18 protein-coding genes and 1 pseudogene are annotated in these 18,926 nt (G+C 70.2%); 15 read left to right on the forward strand and 4 right to left on the reverse strand.

Annotation, left to right across the window (positions count from 1 at the left end):
* Positions 1–45 precede the first annotated feature (45 nt).
* The 10 genes from QF037_RS11985 to QF037_RS12030 all read left to right on the forward strand — a co-directional run bounded on the left by QF037_RS11985 (position 46) and on the right by QF037_RS12030 (position 9,268).
* Positions 46–1,743, forward strand: coding sequence for a nitrite/sulfite reductase (locus QF037_RS11985; protein ID WP_307024433.1), 1,698 nt, complete (start codon positions 46–48; stop codon positions 1,741–1,743).
* Between the two features lie 28 nt (positions 1,744–1,771).
* Complete coding sequence (locus QF037_RS11990) at positions 1,772–1,951, forward strand: hypothetical protein (RefSeq protein ID WP_307024434.1); 180 nt, start codon at positions 1,772–1,774, stop codon at positions 1,949–1,951.
* Positions 1,948–2,658, forward strand: coding sequence for a phosphoadenylyl-sulfate reductase (locus tag QF037_RS11995; RefSeq protein ID WP_307024436.1), 711 nt, complete (start codon positions 1,948–1,950; stop codon positions 2,656–2,658). The genes QF037_RS11990 and QF037_RS11995 overlap by 4 nt, the downstream gene beginning before the upstream one ends.
* Before the next feature lie 23 nt (positions 2,659–2,681).
* On the forward strand, positions 2,682–3,218 hold the full coding sequence (gene cysC, locus QF037_RS12000) for an adenylyl-sulfate kinase (protein ID WP_307037126.1): 537 nt from the start codon (positions 2,682–2,684) through the stop codon (positions 3,216–3,218).
* A complete protein-coding gene (gene cysD, locus QF037_RS12005) occupies positions 3,215–4,153 on the forward strand; it encodes a sulfate adenylyltransferase subunit CysD (RefSeq protein ID WP_307024438.1) in 939 nt (312 codons plus the stop codon). The genes cysC and cysD overlap by 4 nt, the downstream gene beginning before the upstream one ends.
* Positions 4,154–4,155: 2 nt before the next feature.
* Positions 4,156–5,484 carry a sulfate adenylyltransferase subunit 1 gene (locus QF037_RS12010; RefSeq protein ID WP_307024439.1) on the forward strand — a complete coding sequence of 443 codons (1,329 nt, stop codon included), beginning with the start codon at positions 4,156–4,158 and terminating at the stop codon, positions 5,482–5,484.
* A gap of 231 nt (positions 5,485–5,715) precedes the next feature.
* Positions 5,716–6,819, forward strand: coding sequence for an aliphatic sulfonate ABC transporter substrate-binding protein (locus QF037_RS12015; RefSeq protein WP_307024441.1), 1,104 nt, complete (start codon positions 5,716–5,718; stop codon positions 6,817–6,819).
* A gap of 35 nt (positions 6,820–6,854) precedes the next feature.
* On the forward strand, positions 6,855–7,640 hold the full coding sequence (locus QF037_RS12020) for an ABC transporter ATP-binding protein (protein ID WP_307024443.1): 786 nt from the start codon (positions 6,855–6,857) through the stop codon (positions 7,638–7,640).
* Positions 7,627–8,511: an ABC transporter permease gene (locus tag QF037_RS12025; RefSeq protein WP_307024445.1), complete on the forward strand. Its 885-nt coding sequence runs from the start codon at positions 7,627–7,629 to the stop codon at positions 8,509–8,511. Before QF037_RS12020 ends, QF037_RS12025 begins: the two co-directional genes overlap by 14 nt.
* A 7-nt stretch (positions 8,512–8,518) precedes the next feature.
* A complete protein-coding gene (locus tag QF037_RS12030) occupies positions 8,519–9,268 on the forward strand; it encodes a sirohydrochlorin chelatase (protein WP_307024447.1) in 750 nt (249 codons plus the stop codon).
* Positions 9,269–9,364: 96 nt separating this feature from the next.
* Here QF037_RS12030 and QF037_RS12035 read toward each other — a convergent pair whose 3' ends face one another.
* Positions 9,365–10,348 (reverse strand): ArsR/SmtB family transcription factor, encoded by a 984-nt coding sequence (locus QF037_RS12035; RefSeq protein WP_307024448.1) that lies wholly within the window; start codon positions 10,346–10,348, stop codon positions 9,365–9,367.
* Positions 10,349–10,404: 56 nt separating this feature from the next.
* Here QF037_RS12035 and QF037_RS50960 point away from each other — a divergent pair.
* Together QF037_RS50960 and QF037_RS12040 are read left to right on the forward strand one after the other, a co-directional pair.
* A pseudogene (locus tag QF037_RS50960) lies at positions 10,405–10,731 on the forward strand (MFS transporter); the annotation flags it as partial.
* A 58-nt stretch (positions 10,732–10,789) separates the two neighbouring features.
* A complete protein-coding gene (locus tag QF037_RS12040) occupies positions 10,790–11,689 on the forward strand; it encodes an MFS transporter (protein ID WP_307024450.1) in 900 nt (299 codons plus the stop codon).
* Here the strand turns inward: QF037_RS12040 and QF037_RS12045 are convergent.
* Together QF037_RS12045 and QF037_RS12050 are read right to left on the reverse strand one after the other, a co-directional pair.
* Positions 11,686–12,303: a mycothiol-dependent nitroreductase Rv2466c family protein gene (locus QF037_RS12045; protein ID WP_307024452.1), complete on the reverse strand. Its 618-nt coding sequence runs from the start codon at positions 12,301–12,303 to the stop codon at positions 11,686–11,688. The genes QF037_RS12040 and QF037_RS12045 overlap by 4 nt on opposite strands.
* A gap of 55 nt (positions 12,304–12,358) precedes the next feature.
* Positions 12,359–13,366, reverse strand: a complete 1,008-nt coding sequence (locus QF037_RS12050) for a ketopantoate reductase family protein (protein WP_307024454.1) — start codon at positions 13,364–13,366, stop codon at positions 12,359–12,361.
* A gap of 57 nt (positions 13,367–13,423) precedes the next feature.
* Here QF037_RS12050 and QF037_RS12055 point away from each other — a divergent pair, with 57 nt between their 5' ends.
* Entirely contained in the window at positions 13,424–14,269 is an 846-nt protein-coding gene (locus tag QF037_RS12055) for a transglutaminase-like domain-containing protein (RefSeq protein ID WP_307024456.1), read from the forward strand.
* On the opposite strand, the gene QF037_RS12060 is transcribed toward QF037_RS12055, so the two are convergent.
* Positions 14,238–14,786, reverse strand: a complete 549-nt coding sequence (locus QF037_RS12060; RefSeq protein ID WP_307024458.1) for a DUF1697 domain-containing protein — start codon at positions 14,784–14,786, stop codon at positions 14,238–14,240. The two genes, QF037_RS12055 and QF037_RS12060, sit on opposite strands and share 32 nt — an antisense overlap.
* A gap of 254 nt (positions 14,787–15,040) precedes the next feature.
* On the opposite strand from QF037_RS12060, the gene QF037_RS12065 reads away from it, so the two are divergent.
* Both QF037_RS12065 and QF037_RS12070 read left to right on the forward strand, forming a co-directional pair.
* Complete coding sequence (locus QF037_RS12065; RefSeq protein WP_307024460.1) at positions 15,041–17,305, forward strand: MMPL family transporter; 2,265 nt, start codon at positions 15,041–15,043, stop codon at positions 17,303–17,305.
* Between the two features lie 175 nt (positions 17,306–17,480).
* On the forward strand, positions 17,481–18,746 hold the full coding sequence (locus tag QF037_RS12070) for an IS701 family transposase (RefSeq protein WP_373463704.1): 1,266 nt from the start codon (positions 17,481–17,483) through the stop codon (positions 18,744–18,746).
* The last annotated feature ends 180 nt before the right edge of the window (positions 18,747–18,926 follow it).

Below are 18,926 nucleotides of genomic sequence, written 5' to 3' on the forward strand. Positions count from 1 at the left end.
GCAGGTCAGAGCCGCTTTCCCGCCTGTCCCGAAGGACGAATAACCATGGCCGCCACCCCGCAGAACCCTGCTGCCACGACTCCCCGCCGCAAGGTGAGCCGTCACCGCGGTGAGGGTCAGTGGGCCGCGGGACACCACACCCCGCTGAACGGCAACGAGCAGTTCAAGAAGGACGACGACGGTCTCAATGTGCGGACACGCATTGAGACGATCTACTCCAAGCGGGGCTTCGACTCGATCGACCCCAACGACCTGCGCGGCCGGATGCGCTGGTGGGGCCTCTACACCCAGCGCAAGCCCGGGATCGACGGCGGCAAGACCGCGATCCTGGAGCCGGAGGAGCTGGACGACAAGTACTTCATGCTGCGGGTGCGGATCGACGGCGGACGCCTCACCACCCAGCAGCTGCGGGTGATCGGCGAGATCTCCGAGGAGTTCGCGCGCGGCAGCGCGGACGTCACCGACCGGCAGAACATCCAGTTGCACTGGATCCGCATCGAGGACGTCCCGGAGATCTGGAACCGCCTCGAGGCGGTCGGCCTGTCCACCACCGAGGCCTGCGGCGACTGCCCACGCGTGGTCATCGGCTCGCCGGTCGCCGGTATCGCCGAGGACGAGATCATCGACGGCTCCTGGGCCATCGACGAGATCCACGAGCGGTACATCGGCAGCAAGGAGTTCTCCAACCTGCCGCGCAAGTTCAAGACGGCGATCTCCGGCTCCCCGCTCCTCGACGTGGTCCACGAGATCAACGACATCGCCTTCGTCGGTGTCGAGCACCCCGAGCACGGCCCCGGTTTCGACCTGTGGGTCGGCGGCGGTCTGTCCACCAACCCCAAGCTCGGCGTCCGTCTCGGCGCCTGGGTTCCGCTGGACGAGGTGCCCGAGGTGTGGGCCGGTGTGGTCGGCATCTTCCGCGACTGGGGCTACCGCCGCCTGCGCACCCGGGCCCGTCTGAAGTTCCTCGTCGCCGACTGGGGCCCGGAGAAGTTCCGCCAGGTCCTGGAGGACGACTACCTGAAGCGCAAGCTGGTCGACGGCCCCGCGCCCGCCGAGCCCTCGGGCCGCTGGCGCGACCACGTCGGCGTGCATCGCCAGAACGACGGCCTGTTCTACGTCGGTTTCGCCCCGCGCGTCGGCCGTGTCGACGGCGCCACGCTGACGAAGATCGCCGAGGTCGCGGAGGCACACGGCTCGGGCCGGGTCCGGACCACCGTCGAGCAGAAGATGATCATCCTCGATGTCGAGGAGGCGCAGGTCCAGCCGCTCGTCGAGGCCCTGGAGGCGCTCGACCTCACCGCCAAGCCCTCTCCGTTCCGGCGCGGCACCATGGCCTGCACCGGCATCGAGTACTGCAAGCTCGCCATCGTCGAGACCAAGGCGCGCGGCTCGCAGCTGATCGACGAACTGGAGCGCCGGATCCCGGAGTTCGACGAGCCGCTCACCATCAACCTCAACGGCTGCCCGAACGCCTGCGCCCGTATCCAGGTGGCGGACATCGGTCTCAAGGGCCAGCTGGTCCTCAACGACCAGGGCGAGCAGGTCGAGGGCTACCAGGTGCACCTGGGCGGCGCCCTCGGCCTGGAGGCCGGGTTCGGCCGCAAGGTGCGTGGTCTGAAGGTCACCTCCGAGGAACTGCCCGACTACGTCGAGCGGGTCCTGAAGCGGTTCCAGGCCGAGCGCGAGGAGGGCGAGCGCTTCGCCGCCTGGGCCTCGCGTGCCAGCGAGGAGGCCCTTTCGTGAGCGCAGCGAACGAAACGAAGGACGCAGTATGAGCGAGCGGGCCGCCCCCTTCTACTGCCCCTACTGCGGCGACGAGGACCTCCGTCCGAGCGAGCAGTCTCATGGCGCCTGGGAATGCGCGGCGTGCAACCGCGCATTCCAGTTGAAGTTCCTCGGGCTGCTCGCCCGGGGCCTTCAGCACTCCGACGCAGGGGGAGATCAGATATGACCGCGATTCAGGAAGAGCGCACCACCGACGATCTCAGGACGCTCGCCGAGCAGGCGGGCCGCGACCTGGAGGACGCTTCCGCGCTGGAGATCCTCCAGTGGGCCGTCGACACCTTCGGGGCACGCTTCTGCGTGACCTCCTCGATGGAGGACGCGGTCGTCTCCCATCTGGCGTCCCGGGTCCGCAAGGGCGTGGACGTCGTCTTCCTCGACACCGGCTACCACTTCGAGGAGACCATCGGCACCCGCGACGCGGTCGAGGCCGTGATGGACGTCAACGTCATCACGCTGTCGCCGACGCGGACGGTCGCCGAGCAGGACGCCGAGTTCGGCCCGAAGCTGCACGACCGCGACCCCGACCTGTGCTGCAAGATGCGCAAGGTCGAGCCGCTGGAGCGGGGCCTGAAGGACTACCTGGCCTGGGCGACCGGGCTGCGCCGCGACGAGTCCCCGACCCGGGCGAACACCCCGGTCGTCGGCTGGGACGAGAAGCGCCGGAAGGTCAAGATCTCCCCGATCGCCCGCTGGACCCAGGACGACGTGGACTCGTACGTCGCCGAACACGGCGTCCTCACCAACCCGCTGCTGATGGACGGCTACGCCTCCGTCGGCTGCGCCCCCTGCACCCGCCGGGTCCTGGAGGGCGAGGACGCGCGCGCCGGGCGCTGGGCGGGCCGCGGCAAGACCGAGTGCGGGTTGCACGAATGACCATCACCGAGAAGGAGTTGCACGTGACGACCGGAGCCACCGTCTGGCTCACGGGTCTGCCGAGTGCCGGCAAGACCACCATCGCGTACGAGCTGGCAGGCCGGCTGCGCGAGGAGGGCCATCTCGTCGAGGTGCTCGACGGCGACGAGATCCGCGAGTTCATCTCGGCGGGCCTCGGCTTCAGCCGCGAGGACCGGCACACGAACGTGCAGCGCATCGGCTTCCTCGCCGAACTACTCGCCCGCAACGGCGTCAAGGCGCTCGTCCCGGTGATCGCGCCCTACGCGGACAGCCGTGAGGCGGTGCGCAAGCGTCACCAGGAGAGCGGGGCGGCGTACCTGGAGATCCACGTGGCCACTCCGGTCGAGGTGTGCTCCGTACGCGATGTGAAGGGTCTGTACGCCAAGCAGGCCGCGGGCGAGCTGACCGGGCTGACCGGCGTCGACGACCCGTACGAGGAGCCCGACTCGCCCGACCTGCGGATCGAGTCGCAGGACCAGACCGTCCAGGAGTCCGCGGCGGCTGTGCACGCGCTGCTCACCGAGAGGGGACTGGCATGACGACGACCGTTGCGGCGGTGGAGGAGGGTACGGACGCTCCGTACGCCCTCTCCCACCTGGACGCCCTCGAATCCGAGGCCGTGCACATCTTCCGCGAGGTGGCGGGCGAGTTCGAGCGGCCGGTGATCCTGTTCTCCGGCGGCAAGGACTCCATCGTCATGCTGCACCTGGCGCTGAAGGCGTTCGCCCCCGCGGCGATCCCCTTCTCGCTGCTGCACGTCGACACCGGGCACAACTTCCCCGAGGTCCTGGAGTACCGCGACCGCACCGTCGAGCGGCACGGTCTGCGGCTGCATGTCGCCTCCGTGCAGGACTACATCGACCGCGGTGTCCTCAAGGAGCGCCCGGACGGGACCCGCAACCCGCTCCAGACCCTCCCGCTGACGGAGAAGATCCAGGCGGACAAGTTCGACGCCGTCTTCGGCGGTGGCCGGCGCGACGAGGAGAAGGCCCGCGCCAAGGAGCGGGTGTTCTCCCTGCGGGACGAGTTCTCCCAGTGGGACCCCCGCCGCCAGCGTCCCGAACTGTGGAACCTCTACAACGGCCGGCACGCCCCCGGCGAGCACGTCCGCGTCTTCCCGCTGTCCAACTGGACCGAGCTGGACGTCTGGCAGTACATCGCCCGCGAGGGCATCGAGCTGCCGGAGATCTACTTCGCGCACGAGCGTGAGGTGTTCTCGCGCTCCGGCATGTGGCTGACTCCCGGCGAGTGGGGCGGCCCCAAGGACGGCGAGACGGTCGAGAAGCGCCTCGTGCGCTACCGGACCGTCGGCGACATGTCCTGCACCGGCGCGGTCGACTCGGACGCGGTGACGCTGGACGACGTCATCGTCGAGATCGCCGCCTCCCGGCTCACCGAGCGGGGCGCGACCCGCGCCGACGACAAGATGTCCGAGGCCGCGATGGAAGACCGTAAGCGCGAGGGGTACTTCTAAGCATGAGCACGACCACGGAACTCTCCGAGACCACGCTCCTGCGGTTCGCCACCGCCGGCTCCGTCGACGACGGCAAGTCCACGCTGGTGGGCCGGCTGCTGCACGACTCCAAGTCGGTCCTCACCGACCAGCTGGAGGCCGTGGAGCGCGCCTCCGCCTCGCGCGGCCAGGAAGGCCCGGACCTCGCACTGCTGACGGACGGTCTGCGGGCCGAGCGCGAGCAGGGCATCACCATCGACGTGGCGTACCGCTACTTCGCCACCGCCAAGCGCCGGTTCATCCTCGCGGACACCCCGGGGCACGTGCAGTACACCCGCAACATGGTGACGGGTGCCTCCACGGCCGAGCTGACGGTGATCCTGATCGACGCCCGCAACGGTGTCGTCGAGCAGACCCGCCGGCACGCCGCCCTCGCGGCGCTGCTGCGGGTGCCGCACGTGGTCCTCGCCGTGAACAAGATGGACCTGGTCGACTACCAGGAGTCCGTGTTCGCCGCGATCGCCGAGGAGTTCACGGCGTACGCGCTCGAACTGGGCGTCCCGGAGGTCACCGCGATCCCGATCTCGGCGCTCGCCGGTGACAACGTGGTGGAGCCGTCCGCGAACATGGACTGGTACGGCGGCCCCACCGTCCTGGAGCACCTGGAGACGGTCCCGGTCATCCACGACCTGAGCCACTGCCACGCGCGGCTGCCCGTGCAGTTCGTGATCCGTCCGCAGACCGCCGAGCACCCCGACTACCGCGGTTACGCCGGTCAGATCGCCGCCGGTTCGTTCCGTGTCGGCGAGTCGGTGACCGTGCTGCCCTCGGGCCGCAGCTCGAAGATCTCCGGCATCGACCTGCTCGGCGAGCCGGTCTCCATCGCCTGGACGACCCAGTCGGTGACGGTCCTCCTGGAGGACGACATCGACATCTCGCGCGGCGACCTGATCGTGCCCAGCAAGGACGCCCCGCCGACCACCCAGGACATCGAGGCGACCGTCTGCCATGTGGCCGACGCGCCGCTGACCGTCGGTCACCGGGTGCTGCTCAAGCACGGCACCCGCACGGTGAAGGCGATCGTCAAGGACATCCCGTCCCGTCTCACGCTCGACGACCTGTCCCTGCACCCGCACCCGGGACAGCTCGTCGCCAACGACATCGGCCGGGTGAAGGTCCGCACCGCGGAGCCGCTGCCGGTGGACTCCTACTCGGACTCCCGGCGTACCGGTTCGTTCATCCTGATCGACCCCAACGACGGCACCACGCTCACCGCGGGCATGGTCGGCGAGTCGTTCGCGTCCCCGGAACCCGTCAAGGACGCGTCCGAGGACGACGGGTGGGACTTCTGACATGAACTCTCCCGACATCTACTCCACGTTCGCGAAGGAGGGCGGCCGCGTCGGCAGCGGTGCGCTCGGCAGCGGGCAGGGCGGAGTGGCGCGATGTGTGCGTTGACGTACGCGCACCGCTTGCGCGCCCCGTCCCCCCACCCGACGTCCCGGACGAGACGAAGACCTGCCGACCTCCCGGCCACGACCTGAGAGACCGTGACCGCCGGGCCTCCGAGAGGAACACCTCCCGTGCCTGCAAAATCCGCTCTTCGCCGCACCCTCGCGGTCATAGCCGCGCTCCCCCTTCTCACCCTCGCCGCCTGCGGCTACGGCTCCGACGCCAAGGACGACGACACCGCCAAGGTCGCCGCGGGGGCGAAGAAGATCGACGGTCTCGACTCCGTCAAGATCGGCTACTTCGGGAACCTCACCCACGCCACCGCGCTCGTCGGCGCGAACAAGGGCTTCTTCCAGAAGGAACTCGGCGCCACCAAGGCGTCGTACGCGACCTTCAACGCCGGGCCCTCCGAGATCGAGGCGCTCAACTCCGGCTCCATCGACATCGGCTGGATCGGCCCCTCCCCGGCGATCAACGGCTACACCAAGTCCAAGGGCACCAACCTGCGCATCATCGGCGGTTCGGCGTCCGGCGGCGTGAAGCTCGTCGTCAACCCGGAGAAGATCAAGTCCCTGAAGGACGTCAAGGGCAAGAAGATCGCCACCCCGCAGCTGGGCAACACGCAGGACGTGGCGTTCCTCAACTGGATCTCGGAGCAGGGCTGGAAGGTCGACGCCGAGAGCGGCAAGGGCGACGTGTCGGTGGTCCGTACCGACAACAAGGTCACCCCGGACGCCTACAAGTCCGGTTCCATCGACGGCGCCTGGGTGCCGGAGCCGACCGCGTCGAAGCTGGTCGCCGAGGGCGGCAAGGTGCTGCTCGACGAGGCGGACCTGTGGCCGGACAAGAAGTTCGTGATCACGAACATCATCGTGTCGCAGAAGTTCCTCAAGGCGCACCCGAAGGCCGTCGAGGCGGTCCTGAAGGCCTCGGTCGAATCCAACAAGTGGATCAACGCCAACCCGGACGAGGCCAAGGCCGCGGCGAACAAGCAGCTGGAGACCGACTCGGGCAAGGCGCTCCCGGCGGACGTCCTGGACCCGGCGTGGAAGTCCATCCAGTTCACCAACGACCCGCTGGCCGCCACCCTCAACACCGAGGCGGAGCACGCGGTGAAGGCCGGTCTGCTGGAGGACCCGCTGCTGGACGGCATCTACGACCTCACGCTTCTGAACAAGGTCCTCAAGGCCGCGGGTGAGAGCACGGTCGACGACGCCGGTCTCGGCGTCAAGTAAGTCCTGACCCCCTAAGTCCCCAGGAGGTGACGACCATGGCCACCGCGGTTGCCAAGGCCGAGCAGGCCGAATCAGTCGAGTACGCCGCCCGGATCGAGCATGTCTCGAAGTCCTTCGCCGGTCCCGCCGGGCAGCAGCTCGTCCTCGACGACATCACCCTCGATGTCGCGCCGGGCGAGTTCGTCACCCTCCTGGGGGCCTCCGGCTGTGGCAAGTCCACGCTGCTCAACCTGGTCGCGGGTCTCGACGACCCGAGCGCGGGCAGCATCAAGACGGACGGGCGCCCGGCCCTGATGTTCCAGGAACACGCTCTGCTGCCGTGGCTGACGGCGGGCAAGAACATCGAACTCGCCCTCAAGCTCAGGGGAGTTCCGAAGAACGAGCGGCGCGAGAAGGCCGAGTCGCTGCTCGAACTCGTGCGGCTGCAGGGCGCGTACGGCAAGCGGGTGCACGAGCTGTCGGGCGGTATGCGCCAGCGCGCGGCGCTGGCCCGGGCCCTCGGCCAGGAGAGCAGCCTGCTGCTGATGGACGAGCCGTTCTCGGCTCTCGACGCCATCACGCGGGACGTGCTGCACGACGAGCTCACCCGTATCTGGCAGGAGACCGGAGTCTCCGTCCTGTTCGTCACGCACAACGTGCGCGAGGCGGTGCGGCTCGCGCAGCGCGTGATCCTGCTGTCGTCGCGCCCCGGCCGGATCGCGCGCGAGTGGACGGTCGGCATCCCGCAGCCGCGCCGTATCGAGGACGCGCCCGTGGCCGAACTGTCCCTTGAGATCACCGATGTACTGCGTGGGGAGATCCGCCGTCATGGCCAGCACTGACACGACACCGGTTCAGGACGCCGGGAGCGTAGAGGCGGGCCTCGACGCGCTGGACACCCAGGTCACGGGCCGGGCGCCGTTCCGGCAGACCTTCCGCGAGAAGATCTTTCCGCCGCTCGTCGCGACTGCCGTGGTCCTGGTGATCTGGCAGGCACTGATCTCCCTCGACATCGTCACCGACCCGACCAAGCTGCCCTCCCCCGGCGATGTGGCCGCCGAGTTCAAGGACGCCTGGCTGAAGGGCAAGCTCCTCGGTTACATCTGGACCAGCGTCGAGCGCGGTCTGTTCGGCTTCCTGCTGGCGCTGGCGATCGGCACCCCGCTGGGTCTGATCGTGGCCCGGGTGAAGTTCGTGCGCGCGGCGATCGGACCGGTCCTGTCGGGCCTCCAGTCGCTGCCGTCGGTGGCGTGGGTGCCGCCGGCGGTCCTGTGGCTGGGCCTGAACAACTCGATGATGTACGCGGTGATCCTGCTCGGCGCGGTCCCGTCCATCGCCAACGGTCTGGTCTCCGGCATCGACCAGGTGCCGCCGCTGTTCCTGCGGGCGGGCCGCACGATGGGCGCGACCGGGTGGAAGGGTGCCTGGCACATCGTCCTGCCGGCCTCGCTGCCGGGCTATCTGGCCGGTCTGAAGCAGGGCTGGGCGTTCTCCTGGCGCTCGCTGATGGCGGCGGAGATCATCGTCTCCTCACCCGATCTGGGCATCGGTCTCGGCGCGCTGCTGGAGAACGGCCGCAACGCCAGCTCCATGTCGATGATCTTCGAGGCCATCTTCCTGATCCTGTTCGTCGGTATCGCCGTCGACCTGCTGATCTTCAGCCCCCTGGAGCGGCGGGTGCTGCGCAGTCGCGGTCTGCTGGTGAAGAGCTGAGGTTCGTATGCACAAGAAGCCGGTCCGCCCCGTCCTTTTGGTGATCGCCCACGGCAGCCGTGATCCACGGCACGCCGCGACGGTGCACGCCCTCGTCCGCCGGGTGCGCTCCATGCGCCCCGGGGTACGGGTGGAGACCGGCTTCCTGGACTTCAACATCCCCTCCGTCCAGGGGGTGTTGGAGTCGCTCGCGGCGGAGGGCGTCCGTGATGTGGTCGCCCTGCCGCTGCTGCTGACGCGCGCGTTCCACGCGAAGGCCGACATCCCGGCGGTCCTGCGGGACGCTCCGCCGCAGCTGCGGATCCGCCAGGCGGAGGTGCTGGGCCCGTCCCCGCTGCTTCTGTCGGCGCTGGAACGGCGGCTGTACGAGGCCGGGTTGACGCCGGCCGACAAGTCCTCGACCGGGGTCGTACTGGCCTCGGCGGGGTCCACGGACCCGGAGGCGATCGCAGTGATCGCAGAAATCGCGCGGGAGTGGCGGCGCACCGGTTGGTGTGCCGTGCGGCCTGCGTTCGCCTCCGCCGCGTTGCCCCGCACGGAGGACGCGGTGCGGGAACTCCGTTCCCTGGGCTGTTCCCGGGTGGCCGTCGCACCGTACGTGCTCGCCCCCGGCTTCCTGCCGGACCGGATCGCGCGGGGTGCGGCCGAGGCGGATGTGCTTGCCGATGTGCTCGGTCCCTCGCCGGAGGTGGCGCGGGTGTTGTTGGAGCGGTACGACGAGGCTCGGGTGCCGGCGCTGGCGGTCGTCGGCGCGTAGCCGTCTGCGGGCCGGTGGGGGCTGGTCGCGCCCACGCGGCGGAGCCGCAAATCGATACAGCCCCGCGCCCCTTGGGCGGCTGTCATCCAGGCACCTTCAACGGCACAGGTCGTCCCCCAGCCGTGTCCTCGCATACCGTACGACCCTCCCGCTGCGCGTTCTGCTGAGCAGTCCCGCGTCGTAGAGCACCGCGAGGTGCTGGCTGATCGCGCTCGGGGTGACGTTCAGGCGGTGGGCCAGTTCTGTCGTCGAGGCCGGTTCCGCCAGGAGCAGCAGGAGTCCGGCCCTGGGGCGGCCCAGCAGACGCGCCAGGGCGTCGTCGGTGACCGGGGGCGGTTCCTCGGAGAGGGTGGCGCGGCCGCGGGCCGGATAGACGAGCGTCGGCGGGCGGTCGGGGTCGATCAGGGGCTGGGCGCCGCGGGCGAACATGGTCGGCAGCAGGACGAGGCCGCGTCCCGCGATGCTGGTGTCGCCCCAGGGCGCCTGCTGCATGAAGTCCTGTGTGGACAGCCTCAGTCGGCCGTCGGTCCAGGAGAGCCGCCGGTCGAGGTCCTCGAACATCGCGCCGGCGCCGTGCTCCGCCAGCACCCGTCCGTAGTGGGCGAGGTCGGCCTCCAGGATGCTCTGCACGCGGGGCCACCAGTCGCTGACCAGGCAGGTGTGCCAGTAGGCGGCGAGTGCGTCCGCGACCCTGGCGAGGAAGGCCTCCGGTTCGGCGAGCCCCCGGGCGACGACGGGTGGCAGCGCGTCCCCGGTCCGGTAGGCGGCACGGAAGTCGGCCTCCAGGACGTCAAGGGGCGTACGGCGGACCCGGGCCAGTTCGTCCGCGAAGGCGGGGCGGGCCCGGTCGGGGCGCGGGGTGAGGAAGTCCGGCACCCACAGCCAGGGGGTGGTGAGGGCGGTCAGGAGTTCGTGGTCGAGGGCTTCGAGGCGGGGGCGCATCCGGCGCAGCCACGGCCGGTGGTGCGGGTAGCGGGCCGGGTCGTGCAGACAGCGCAGCGAGAACACCGTCTCCTGGAGCGGGGAGTACGCGAAGGAGGTGGTGGCGAGGTCACCGACCTCGAAGCGGAACTCAATCATTTAGTGCCACGCTAAATCATTGTCGGCGCGGGCCGGCCGCCGGGTGGGATGTCCGCATGACCACGACACCCGCCGCCGTGCCCGCCTCCGCGGGCCAGGAGCTGCGTCCCTCGCGGCTCCCCACCGACCCGACCCTGCGCCGTGCCGCCCTGCTCACCGCCGTCAACTCCCTCGGCAACGGTCTCTACTTCCCGCTCGGCGTCCTCTACTTCACCCGCGTCGTCGGCCTCGACGCGACCTCGGTGGGGCTCGGGATGACGGGCGCGGGCCTGGTCGGGGTCGCGGCCGGGATGCCGGCGGGGCGGGCCGCGGACCGGTGGGGTGCCCGGCAGGTGGGGGCGTGGCTGTGGGCGGGGACGGGGGTGGCGACGGCTGCGTACGTCCTGGTGCAGTCGTACCTCGGGTTCCTTGTCGCGGTGGTCTGCGCGACGGGGGCTGCAGATGGCCAGTCGCGGGGTGCAGGGCGCGATCTACGCCGATGTGCTGCCCGCGGCGACCCGGGTGGAGGCGCGGGCCTATCTGCGGATGGTGACCAACGTCTTCATGGGCGTGGGCGGCCTGTTCGGGGCGATCGCGCTCCAACTCGACACCCGCGGCGCCTATATGACGGTGATCGTGGTCAACGCCCTGTCGTTCGCGGGTCCCGCTTTGCTGCTCCCCCGGCTGCCGCTGGCACCGCACGCTCTGGAGCGGACGGCCCATGCGCCCGACGCCCCGGCCGCCGACCGCTGGCGGGCGGTGCGCGACCTGCCCTTCCTCGCGGTGACCGTGCTGAACGCGATCCTGGTCGCGCAGTACACGCTGAGCGAGGTCGGGTTGCCGCTGTGGATCGTCGAGCGGACCGAGGCGCCGCGCTGGACGGCGGCCCTGCTGATGATCCTCAACTGTGTGCTGGTGGCCCTGCTCCAGGTAGGGGTGGCCCGCCGGGCCTCCCAAGTCCCCTCCGCGGTACGGGCGATGGGCTTCTCGGGGCTGCTGCTCGCGGCGGCCTGTGCGGTGTACGCGCTGTCGGCGGGTCTGTCGCCGGTGTGGGCGGTGCTGGCGCTGGGCGTCGGCGCGGTGGTGCAGGTCTTCGCCGAGGTGCTGTCCGCGGCGGGCGGCTGGACGCTCGGCTACGAGCTCGCCGACTCCCGCGCCCACGGCGTGTACCAGGGGGTGTTCGGCGCGGGCATGTCGGCGGGCATGATGGCCGGCCCCGCGCTGGTGACGGTGACCGCGATCCAGCACGGTTCGGCGGGCTGGGTGGTGCTCGGCGTCCTGTTCGCGGCCGCGGGGCTGGCGGTGGCACCCGCCGTCCGCTGGGCGCAGCGCAACGGCGAGTGGCGCGGCGACAAGAGCTAATCGAACGACAGCCCGCCGGTGCGGGTCCGCTTGAGCTCGAAGAAGTCGGGGTCCGTGGCCAACACCCGGAAGCTGTCGAAGAGTTCGGCCGCCCGGCCGCCGCGCGGGACGGCTCGCAGTACGGGACCGAACCACACCGTCCCGTCGACGTGGAGGGTGGGCGTACCCACATAGCCGCCCGAGTCGGGCTCGACGCCGGCCTCGTGGCTACGGCGTACGGGCTCGTCGTACGAGGGGTCGTGCGCGGCGGCGGCCAGGTCCGCCGGGAGTCCGAGTTCGGCGAGGGACTCGGCGATCACACCGTCGAAGTCCTGGACCTTCCGCTCGTGGATCCGGGCGCCCGTGGCGGTGTACAGATCGCGCAGGATCTTCTCGCCGTGCCGTTCGGCGGCGGCCGCGGCGACGCGCACCGGGCCGATCGAGCGGTCGATCAAGTCCCGGTACCAGTCGGGGAGTTCGTTGCCGAGGTTGTGCAGGTAGAGGCTCATCACGTGGAAGCGGAGGTCGAGCGGGCGGGTCCGCTCGACCTCCAGCAGCCAGCGGGAGGTGATCCAGGCGAAGGGGCACGCCGGGTCGAACCAGAAGTCGACGCGGGCGGGTTCTGCGGTGGTCATGGCGCAGAGGCTAGTCAGCTATTGGCGCAGGATCCCGGCCCAATCACGATCCTTCTCAGTGGTCCACTTCGTCGGCCAGCCGCATCAGCTCGGCCACCGGCATCGACCCCGCCGCCCGGCGCTCCCGGGCGAAGGTGTTGGCGAGGCGCTGGAGCAGGTCGTTGAGCGGGGTCGGTACGCCGTGGAGGCGGCCGAGGAGGGCGATCTCGCCGTTGAGGTAGTCGGCCTCGATGGTGCCGGTGCCGCGGGTGAGGGATTGCCAGGAGGAGCCGCCGCCGCGCGGGGTGCCGTGCAGCGGGGCGAGGAAGACCTTGTCGCCGCGGACCGCCTTCTGCTCCTCGGTGCCCGCGTACAGGATCCCGGCGGCTGCGAGGACGGCCGCGCCCTCGGCCTTCACCCGCTCGAAGAGCGCCACCGCCTCCGTGCTCTCCATCGGCCCGGTGACGGCCTCCAGCGCGTTCCCGAGGTTGGCCAGCAGCTTGGCGTACTGCCAGCGCGCCACGTCCGGCGTGACCGGCGCCTCGAAGTGCGACTTCTCCAGGTCCGCGGCGACCAGCCGGGCGGTCTCGTCGGTGCCGTGCGGGTAGCGGCCGAGGTGGAGGATGCCGGTGAGCGGACTGCCCGCGGCGCTGACGACGCCCGGTTCGATGTAGGTGCAGGGCAGCCAGACGCAGACGCCGTACACGTTGCGGAAGATCCGCAGGGCGAGCCGCTGGCTCTCCACACCGTTCTGGGCGCAGAGGAGCGGCAGCCGCTCGGCCGCCGTACCGCCGCCCGCGACCGGTGCCGGGCCCCAGGCCTGGAGGGCGGCCGCACTGTCCTGGGTCTTCACGGCGAGGACGAGCACGTCGTCGGCGCGCAGCTCGCCGAGCCCGGCGGGTCCCTCGACGACCGGCAGCCGGTACGTCAGTTCGCCCTCCGGCACCCTGAGCCGTAGCCCGCCGTCCTCCAGTGCCGCGCGATGGGCGCCGCGCGCGACCAGGACCACCTCGTGCCCCGAACCCGCGAGCCGCCCGCCGATCGTGCCGCCGACCGCCCCTGCTCCGATGATGATGTAGCGCATGGGACGAGCCTCGCACGCTTGACCTTGTCCCTGGGTAAAGGCCGAGACTCCCGGGCCATGGACAGCTATCTGCCACAGACCCCGTACAGCGACCCGGGGCACCTGAACGTCACCGGCCTGCCGTCCGGTCCGGGCGAACTCGCCCTTCTCGTACGGGATCTGATCATCCATCGGCTGGAGGGACCGCGGTTCGGGTACATCGTCCCCGAGGAACGGCTGCACGAGGACGCCGAGTCGCGGTACGTCACCGAGATCCTGCGGATCCTGCGCGAGCGCCGGGACGCGCCGCTCACCGAGGCACGCGCGCCGCACGAGCGGTTCGTGGGCACCTGCCGGGACTTCTCCCTGCTGCTGTGCTCACTGCTGCGGGCGACGGGGACGCCCGCGCGGATCCGCGGCGGCTTCGCGACCTACTTCGTGGCGGGGTTCCACGAAGACCACTGGGTCACCGAGTACCGCCTGCCGGACGGGAGTTGGCGGCTGGTCGACCCGCAGGTCACGCACCCGTCGTACGACATCCCCTTCGACCCGCTGGACGTACCCCGCGACCGTTTCCTCCTGGCGGCGGACGCCTGGCGGGCGTGCCGCGACGGGGCCGCCGATCCCGCGACGTTCGGGTTCTGGAGCGTCGCGGGGCTGAGGGGGCTGTGGCTCGTGCGGGCCCGGCTCCTGCAGGACCTGGCGGCCCTGAACGGAGTGGAGCCGCTCCCCTGGGACGGCTGGGGCCCGCGGCAGGTCATGGACGACGCGGATCTCACCGCCGACGACCTCGCCCTGATGGACGCGGTCGCCGCGGGCGAGGTGCCCGACGGGATGACGTCCGCGCCGGACACGGTGACCTCGTACACCGTGTACTCGGGCCCGCGGCAGGTCACTCTGCGGCGGTCATCTCCACCAGCTTGACGACGGTGTTCCAGTTGCGGGTGGTGGCGATCAGGCCCTTGTTGACGCGTGGCCTGGCGAGCTGTTCGGCGAGCTTGGAGCGGCCCAGGCCGTTCGGGGCGTACAGGTACAGGGCACGGTCGCCGAGTTTGAACTCCTCCGGGAGGAACGCGGGTTGGTCGATCGCCGCGAAGCGGTCCGCGTCGACCGGCTGCGAGAAGTAGGTGACGTGGAGCTGCTTGCCCTCCAGTTCGGCGGCCGGGAAGGGGCAGGCGTCGGCGATCGCGGCGAGATAGGCGTGGTCGCGGACGATCACGTCGACCGAGAAGCCGAAGTGCTTCTCGATCGCGGCCGTGAGCTCGGCGGCGAGGGACTCCTCGTCGCCGTGGCCGGCGGTGAAGACGGCCTGGCCGCTCTGGAGGTGGCTGCGCACGCCGGCGTGGCCCAGGCCTTCCATCAGTGTGCGCAGTTCCGCCATCGGGACCTTCCTGGCTCCGCCCACGTTGATCCCGCGCAACAGCGCCGCATACGTCGTCATGCGCACACCCTAGGGCGGCCTGCCCCCGATGGCCTCCCCGCAGAGCCGCCGGTAGGTGTAAGGGTCACCCTCCTCCTCAGTGAGGAGGGTCCGGGGGGTCCGAGCGGACGATCCCGCCCACCTCACTTCACCAGGCAGAACGACGAGATGGCTTTATCCGCGCCATACCTTCGAATCGAACGGTGTGCGGCACGGGTCGCCATCGTCCGGTGGCGGCAGGGGGCCGTCACCTCGATCAAGGGGGCAAGCCCGTCATGGGGAACGGAGAAACACGCGTGCGGGGCCTTGCGGCCCGGGCCGGCGGCTGGAGCGCCCGGCATCGCTGGGCGGCGGTCGGCATCTGGGTGCTGTTCGTGGTCCTGGCGATGGGACTCGGTTCGGCGGCGGGCCGGGTCGACGTCGACGAGAGCGAGGGTCTGAAGGGCGAGACGCACACCGCCGCGACGATCATCAAGGACGCCGACATCGAGGAACCGGCCGGTGAGACGGTCCTCGTCCAGGCGAAGGGCAGCGGGCTGAAGGCAACGGACGCCGAATTCCGGGCCGCCGTGGAAGCGGTCGTCAAGGCCGTCGACGCGACCGGGAAGGTCACGGACGTCCAGTCGCCGTACACCGCCGACACGATCTCGAAGGACGGCCGCAGCGCGCTGGTGCAGTTCGACATGCGCGGCGACGCGGAGACCGCGGCCGAGCGGGTCGAGCCGGTGCTGAACGCGGTCGAGAAGGTCCAGCGGGAGCACTCCTCGGTACGGATCGAGGAAATCGGCAGCGCCAGCATGCAGAAGACGTTCGACGACGCGTTCGGCGACGACTTCAAGAAGGCCGAGTACTCCGCCCTGCCCGTGGCCCTCGGCATTCTGCTCGTGGCCTTCGGCGCGCTCGTGGCGGCGCTGGTGCCGGTGCTGCTGGCGGTCACCGCGATCATGGCGACGATGGGTCTGATGGGCATCGTCAGCCATGTGATGCCGATGGGCGATGTCGCCAACTCGGTGATGCTGCTGGTCGGTCTGGCCGTCGGCGTCGACTACTGCCTGTTCTATCTGCGCCGTGAACGCGAGGAGCGCGAGGCCGGCCGGGACGCCCAGACGGCCCTGCGCATAGCCGCCGCCACCAGTGGCCGCGCGATCATCGTCTCCGGTGTCACGGTGTGTGTGGCGATGGCCGGCATGCTCTTCACGGGGATCGCCGACTTCGAGGCGATGGGCCTGGCTTCGCTGATCGTCGTCGCCGTCGCCATGGTCGGCTCGATCACCGTGCTGCCTGCGGTGCTGTCGCTGCTGGGCCACCGGGTCGAGAAGGGCAAGATCCCCTTCCTCCACCCGGAGAGCCGCTTTCGCCGCAACCGCGGGCGCGTCAACCGGGAGAGCCGGTTCTGGACGGCCGTCCTCGGCGGTGTGCTGAAGCGCCCCATGGTCTCGGTCGTCGTCGCGGCCGGTGTGCTGCTCGCGATCGCGGCGCCCGCGGTCGGCATGAAGACCCAGAACCTCACGCTGGACCAGGAGTTCGGCGACTCCCTGCCGATCGTGCAGACCTACGACCGGGTCAACGAGGCCTTCCCGGGCGGCTCGGAGCCCGCCGAGGTGATCGTCAAGGCGGACGACATCAACGCCCCGGAGGTGACCAACGCGCTGGCCGCCTTCAAGCAGGAGGCGATCGCCTCGGGCGCCTCGCGCGGCCCGGTGGAGATCAAGCTGCACGACGCGCAGAACCTCGCCTTCGTGTACGTCCCGCTGGTCGGCGGCTCCGACCTCGACAAGGCGGGCGAGAGCCTGGACAAGCTGCGGGACGAGGTGCGGCCCGCCACGCTCGGCAAGGTGGACGGCCTCGAGGCGCCGATCACCGGACAGGTGGCCGGTTCGAACGACTTCAACGACCAGCTGACCGGCGCGGTCGTCCCGGTCTTCGCGTTCGTCGTGGTCTTCGCCTTCCTGCTGATGCTGCTGTCGTTCCGCTCGCTGACGATCGCGATCACCTCGATCGTGCTGAACCTGCTGTCGGTGGGTGCGGCGTACGGCATCCTCGTCGCCGTCTTCCAGCACGGCTGGGGCGCGTCCCTGGTGGGCGCGGAGGGCGTGGGCGCCATCATCAGCTGGCTGCCGCTGTTCCTCTTCGTGATCCTGTTCGGCCTGTCGATGGACTACCACGTGTTCGTGGTCTCCCGGATCCGCGAGGCCCGGCTGCGCGGCCGTACGACGAAGGACGCGATCCAGCACGGTGTGGTCACCACCGCCGGTGTCGTCACCAGCGCCGCGGTCATCATGGTCGCCGTGTTCGGGATCTTCGGCACGCTGTCCATGCAGTCCATGAAGCAGATGGGTGTGGGCCTGGCGGCCGCGGTGCTCATCGACGCGACGATCATCCGGGGTGTGCTGCTCCCGGCGGTCATGGCACTGCTCGGTGAGCGCAACTGGTATCTGCCGAAGTGGCTGAACCGGCTGCCGGACCTCACGCACGACGAGGCGCCCGAGGCCGTGGTGCAGTCGGCGCGGGACGACGAGGGCGATCGCGTCCCTGTCTGATTCCGCCCCTTGACCGAAGGCCCGTTGGTATCCCGGGGGAACCAACGGGCCTTCGCCTGCCCTCTGATCGATCGATGGTGTCGATCGCGGGGTCTCGACGCCCCGAACTAGTAGGGCTTGGTCATCTTCACTTGTGCGTGCGTGTCTGATGCTGCGTGTGTGTCGTTGGAGTGGTGTGACACCTGAGGAGATGGCCTCGGTCCGGGGGGACTTGGAGGCGTTCGCGGCGGAGTTGTTCGACGGGTTCTTCCGTGCGGATCAGCGGCGGTGGGGGCAGGCGTATGTGCGCGGGCTGCTGCTGGACGGGCAGCGCAAGTCGGTGGAGCCGATGGCGGCCCGGCTGGGTGAGGACGGCAACCGGCAGGCGCTGGCGCACTTCATCACCTCCAGCCCGTGGGATCCCGCGCACGTGCGGGCCCGGCTGGCCTGGAGGATGCACGAGGCGATCGGCCCCGAGGCGTTGATCGTCGACGACACCGGCTTCCTCAAGGACGGGGATGCGTCGGCGTGTGTGTCGCGGCAGTACACCGGCACCGCGGGCAAGGTCACCAACTGCCAGGTGGGCGTCTCGCTGCACCTGGCCAACGACCGTGCCTCGGCCGCGATCGACTGGCGGCTGTTCCTGCCCGCATCCTGGGATCCCGACGCGCCGGAGTCCGACCCGGACAAGATCGCCCGCCGCGGCCGGTGCGGGATCCCCGACGGGGTGGGGCATGTGGAGAAGTGGCAGCTGGCCCTGGACATGATCGACGAGACCCGGTCGTGGGGCATCGACGTCCCCCTGGTCGTCGCGGACGCCGGATACGGCGATGCCGCCGCCTTCCGGCTGGGCCTGGAGGAACGCAAGCAGCCCTACGCGGTGGGGATTTCTTCCCGCCATACCGCCCAGCCCGCCGACGCCCAACCCGTCCAGCCCGACTGTGCGGGCACCGGCCGGCCACCCAAAATGCAGTACCCCGAGCCTGCGCAGAGCATGAAAGACCTGGTCATCGCGGCCGGGAGAACGGCCGCGAGACCGGTGTCGTGGCGGGAAGGCTCCCGGCCGGGCAAGGGGGTCAGTGGCTTCAAGCGTATGTATTCGCGGTTCGTCGCCCTGCGGATCCGCCCGGCCGGCCGCGCCATCCGCAAGGCCACCGACGATCCTGAACTGCCCGTGCGGTGGCTGCTGGCGGAATGGCCCGCGACCGAGCCCGAGCCGGTCCAGTTCTGGCTCTCCAACCTGCCCTCCGGCATGCCACTGGCCACGCTGGTGCGGCTGGCCAAGCTCCGCTGGCGCATCGAGCACGACTACCGCGAGATGAAACAGGCCCTGGGACTGGCCCACTTCGAAGGCCGCACCTTCAACGGATGGCACCACCACGTCACCCTCGTCTCCGCCGCCCACGCCTTCTGCACCCTGCAACGACTGGCACCAGACCCAAAAGACGCCACGCAGGCCTGAGCCTCTACCAAGTGGTCCGCGACCTGCAGACCCTCCTCGCCACCTGGACCGGCACCTGCCCCACCTGCCACCGCGACATACCCACACCACTACGAACCTGACCAAGCCCTACTAGTGCCGCGGCAGGCAACGTTTGCCCGTCAAGGAGCGGCGTCGTGGGGGTCCCTCCCGCCCGAGCCG

This window comes from Streptomyces canus (assembly GCF_030815415.1).
GTDB lineage: Bacteria > Actinomycetota > Actinomycetes > Streptomycetales > Streptomycetaceae > Streptomyces > Streptomyces canus_F.